General features: G+C 72.1%; 5 protein-coding genes. 3 read left to right on the forward strand and 2 right to left on the reverse strand.

Annotated elements, in window-relative coordinates:
- The coding region (locus StrepF001_RS44605) for a GntR family transcriptional regulator (protein ID WP_129803778.1) at positions 1–669 on the reverse strand (669 nt) is incomplete at its 3' end.
- A gap of 90 nt (positions 670–759) precedes the next feature.
- On the reverse strand, positions 760–2,115 hold the full coding sequence (locus tag StrepF001_RS44610) for an aspartate aminotransferase family protein (protein ID WP_129803779.1): 1,356 nt from the start codon (positions 2,113–2,115) through the stop codon (positions 760–762).
- Positions 2,116–2,289: 174 nt separating this feature from the next.
- On the opposite strand from StrepF001_RS44610, the gene StrepF001_RS44615 reads away from it, so the two are divergent.
- The 3 genes from StrepF001_RS44615 to StrepF001_RS44625 all read left to right on the forward strand — a co-directional run.
- Positions 2,290–2,901 (forward strand): type 1 glutamine amidotransferase family protein, encoded by a 612-nt coding sequence (locus StrepF001_RS44615; protein WP_129803782.1) that lies wholly within the window; start codon positions 2,290–2,292, stop codon positions 2,899–2,901.
- The gene (locus StrepF001_RS44620) at positions 2,898–3,356 is read left to right on the forward strand and encodes a MarR family transcriptional regulator (RefSeq protein ID WP_129803780.1); all 459 of its coding nucleotides are present in this window, start codon (positions 2,898–2,900) and stop codon (positions 3,354–3,356) included. Before StrepF001_RS44615 ends, StrepF001_RS44620 begins: the two co-directional genes overlap by 4 nt.
- A 94-nt stretch (positions 3,357–3,450) precedes the next feature.
- Positions 3,451–4,424 (forward strand): serine/threonine-protein kinase (locus StrepF001_RS44625; RefSeq protein WP_129803781.1); only part of this gene is annotated, 974 nt, incomplete at its 3' end.

Consider the following 4,424-nt stretch of genomic DNA (forward strand, 5'->3'; position numbering starts at 1 on the left):
GGAGTGAGCGTTGTGGGCGGCGATGATCGAGCGGGCGGTGACGGTGTCGCGACGCACCAGGGCGTCGACCAGTTCGGTGTGGTCCGCCCATAGGTGGCCGCGCAGATCGGTCACCCGGCGCAGATGCTGCACCGCGCACACCCAGGACTGCACGCGCAGCCGGTGCAGGAAGTCCACGAGGTACGGGTTGCCGAACAGGCTGCTGAGCTCGCGCCAGAAACGCAGGTCGTAGCCGATCAGGACGGTGAGGTCACCGGCGTTCGCGGCGCGCTGCGCCTCCTCGCCGCGTCGGCGTACGCCCGCGAACGCGGCCGCCGCCCGTGGGTCCGTGAGGTCCCGGAACTCCTTGCGGCCCTCGTCGAGGGCGTGGAACATCCCGTCGATCACCAGGGTGCGGGCCTCGACGAGGCCACGGAAGTCGCGCAGGGAGTACTCGCGGACGCGGAAGCCCCGGTGCTGGTCGGCCTCCAGCAGGCCCTGCGCGGACAGGTCGACCAGTGCCTCACGCACCGGTGTCGCGGAGACGCCGTACTGCTCGGCGATCTCCTTCACCGTGAACGCCTGCCCCGGCTGCAGCCGGCCGGACAACACCTCGTCCCGCAGCGCGTCCGCGATCTGCTGCCGCAGGGTGCTACGGGTCACGGCGCCGTTGCCGCTGGTGCCGGGCATGGTCGGGGGGCTTCCTCTCGCTGCGCAGAATGGCGTGCTCGTACATGTCTACGAGCACGCCACCTTACGCGTCCGGATGCCGGGCCGCGGTTATGCCGTGTACTCGTCAGCCGCCGACAGGGCCGCGTCCAGCGCCGCCAGCCCCTCCTTCAGCTCCGCCTCGGTCACGTTGCACGGCGGGACGACATGGGTGCGGTTCATGTTCACGAACGGCCACACCCCGCCCGCCTTCGCCGCTGCCGCGAACGCCGCCATCGGCGCGTTCGCCTCACCGGCCGCGTTGTACGGCACCAGCGGCTCGCGGGTCTCCTTGTTCTTCACCAGGTCGAGGGCCCAGAACATCCCCACGCCGCGCACCTCGCCCACGCAGGCGTGCCGCTCGGCCAGCTCCCGCAGCGCCGGCTGAAGGACCTCGGCGCCCAGCCGGGAAGCGTTCTCCACGACGCCCTCCTCGGCCATCACGTTGATCGTGGCGACGGCGGCGGCGCAGGCCAGCGGGTGGCCGGAGTACGTCAGCCCGCCGGGGTACGGCCGCTTCCCGAACGTCTCCGCGATCTTCCCGGAGATGGCGACGCCGCCCAGCGGCACGTATCCGGAGTTCACGCCCTTCGCGAAGGTCATCAGGTCCGGTACGACGTCGAACAGGTCCGCCGCGAACCATTCGCCGGTCCGCCCGAACCCGGCCATGACCTCGTCCAGGACGAAGACGATGCCGTACTTGTCGCATATCTCACGCACCCCGGCGAGATATCCCGGCGGCGGAACCATGATCCCCGCCGTCCCCGGGATCGTCTCCAGGATGATCGCGGCGATGGTCGACGGCCCTTCGAAGGCGATCGTCGTCTCCAGGTGCTCCAGCGCCCGTTCGCACTCCTGCTCCTCGGTCTCGGCGTAGAAGCGGGAGCGGTAGAGGAAGGGCGCCCAGAAGTGCACGACGCCGGCCGTGGCGCTGTCGGAGGCCCAGCGGCGCGGGTCGCCGGTGAGGTTCACGGCCTGCTGGGTGCCGCCGTGGTACGAGCGGTAGGCGGAGAGCACCTTCGGGCGGCCCGTGTGCAGCCGGGCCATGCGCACCGCGTGCTCGACGGCGTCGGCACCGCCGTTGGTGAAGAAGATCTTGTCCAGGTCGCCCGGGGTGCGCTCGGCGATCAGCCGGGCCGCTTCGGAGCGGGCCTCGATGGCGAAGGCGGGCGCGAACGTGGACAGGGAGGCGGCCTGTTCCTGGATCGCGGCGACGACCTTCGGGTGCTGGTAGCCGATGTTCGTGTAGACGAGCCCGCTGGTGAAGTCGAGGTAGCGCCTGCCCTCGTAGTCCCAGAAGTACGACCCCTCCGCGCCGGCGACGGCGAGCGGGTCGATGAGCTCCTGCGCGGACCAGGAGTGGAAGACGTGCGCACGGTCCGCGGCCTTCACGGCGGCGCCGGCCTCGGGGTTTGGCTGAGGGGTCATGCGGCCGAGGGTAGGCGGCCGCGATACGGACGCGATATCGGCGTCCTGTCTGCGGTCCGGGGGTTTCCGCGACAGGTTGTCGACGGTGGGCTGATGAGATGTATTGACAGCATGCTGCCCAATTGGCAGGATGCTGTCATCATGGAGCGCCTGGAGAACGTCCTCGGAGGAGTCATGAACGCAGGCCGCAAGCCCGTCCATCACGCCGTGTACGACACCCTCGCCGACTGGGAGACCGGCCACGCGACGGCACACCTCGCCCGCGCCGGGTACGAGATCCGCACCGTCGGCCCGTCCACCGACCAGGTCACCAGCATCGGCGGACTGCACATCCGGCCCGACCTCGCCCTGGCCGACGTACGTCCCGAGGACAGCTCCCTGCTGATCCTGCCGGGCGGCGACCTCTGGGACACGAGCGGCGACCTCGCCCCCTTCGCCCGCAAGGCCCGCGAGTTCCTGGCCGCCGGTGTGCCCGTCGCCGCGATCTGCGGGGCCACCGCCGGGCTCGCCCGCGAGGGGCTGCTCGACGACCGTGAGCACACCAGTGCGGTCTCCTTCTACCTCGCCGCCACCGGCTACCAGGGCGGCACGCGGTACGTCGACGCCGACGCGGTCACCGACGGCGGCCTGATCACTGCCGGTCCGACCGAACCCGTCGCCTTCGCCCGGGAGATCTTCCGGCTGCTCGGGGTGTACGAGGGCGAGGTGCTCGACGCCTGGTACCGGCTGTTCCACGACTCCGACGCGGAGGCGTACGCCGTACTCGAGCAGGCGGGCGGGCAGTGAGCCGGGAGCGACAGGACCTGTTCAGCCGCAGCGCGCTCGGCGCGTTCCGGCTGAACGGTCAATTCCTCGCCGTGGCCGAGGAGTTGGCGCGGCCCGTCGGTCTGACGGCGGCCTGGTGGCAGGTGCTGGGCGCGGTGCTGCGGGAACCACTGCCGGTGGCCGGGATCGCCCGCGCCATGGGCATCACCCGGCAGAGCGTGCAGCGCATCGCCGATCTGCTGGTCGAGCGGGGCCTGGCCGAGTACCGGCCCAACCCCGCCCACCGCCGCGCCAAGCTCCTCGCGCCGACGGCCGAGGGGCTGGCCGCCGTCGACCGGATCGGCCCGGCGCACGCCGCCTACGCCGACCGGCTCGCCGAGGCCCTCGGGGACGACGGGCTCGCCGAGGTGGTACGGGTGCTGGAACGGCTGTCCGAGGCGCTGGAACAGGTGGGCCCGCCCGTTACGGAACCGTAGAGGAACCGTGCAGACCATGCCCTCCGCGGCCTGACGACCCGCACTATCCTCGGTCCGAACTGGGCGTGTACTTGGGGGAGGGGCGGGCGCGGCCATGGAGAAACTGGGGCCTGGGGACCCATCGAGGATCGGCGCGTACCGGCTGCTGGCGCGGCTCGGCGCCGGCGGAATGGGGCACGTGTACCTCGCCCGGTCGGACCGCGGCCGGACCGTCGCCGTCAAGCTGGTCCGGGCGGAACTGGCCGCGCAGGAGGAGTTCCGCGCCCGGTTCCGGCAGGAGGTGCAGTCCGCCCGGCAGGTCGGCGGGCACTGGACCGCGCCCGTGCTCGACGCCGACACCGAGGCGGCCGTGCCCTGGGTGGCCACCGGATACGTCGCCGGGCCGAGCCTCCAGCAGGTCGTGGGGCGCGACCACGGGGCGCTGCCCGAGCGGTCGGTACGGATCCTCGCGGCCGGGCTCGCGCACGCGCTGAAGGACATCCACGCCGCCGGGATCGTCCACCGGGACCTGAAGCCCTCCAACGTGCTCGTGACCATCGACGGCCCACGGGTCATCGACTTCGGGATCGCGCGGGCACTGGAGACGGTGACCGACGGGGGCCTGACCCGGACCGGTGCGCTCATCGGCTCGCCCGGGTTCATGGCGCCCGAGCAGGTGCGCGGCGACCGCATCACGCCCGCATGCGACGTGTTCTGCCTGGGCTCGGTGCTGGCCTACGCCGCCACCGGCAACCTGCCCTTCGGCGGCGCCGACAGCGGGGTGCACGCCCTGATGTTCCGCATCACCCAGGAGGAACCCGACCTGGAGGGCGTGCCCGAGGGGATCACCGACCTCGTGCGCCACTGCCTGAAGAAGGACCCCGCCGCCCGGCCCACGCTGGACGGCATCCTGGAACGCACGGGAGCGGAGGACACCGTCACCGGCGGGCGTTCCCGGGACCCGTGGCTGCCCAGCGGACTGGTGGCCCAACTCGGGCGGCACGCGGTGCGGTTGCTGGAGACGGAGAACCCCGAGGGACCCGCCGCCGAGGAAACGGGCCGCGGCCCGTTTCCTCGGCGGCGGGTCCC

The organism is Streptomyces sp. F001, from assembly GCF_004187715.1.
Lineage (GTDB): Bacteria > Actinomycetota > Actinomycetes > Streptomycetales > Streptomycetaceae > Streptomyces > Streptomyces flavusporus.

What these genes read in the sequence shown, in the direction of transcription:
- StrepF001_RS44610 (WP_129803779.1), bottom strand. Translation starts at nt 2,115, where the DNA reads ATGACCCCTCAGCCAAACCCCGAGGCCGGCGCCGCCGTGAAGGCCGCG.
- StrepF001_RS44615 (WP_129803782.1), top strand. Translation starts at nt 2,290, where the DNA reads ATGAACGCAGGCCGCAAGCCCGTCCATCACGCCGTGTACGACACCCTC.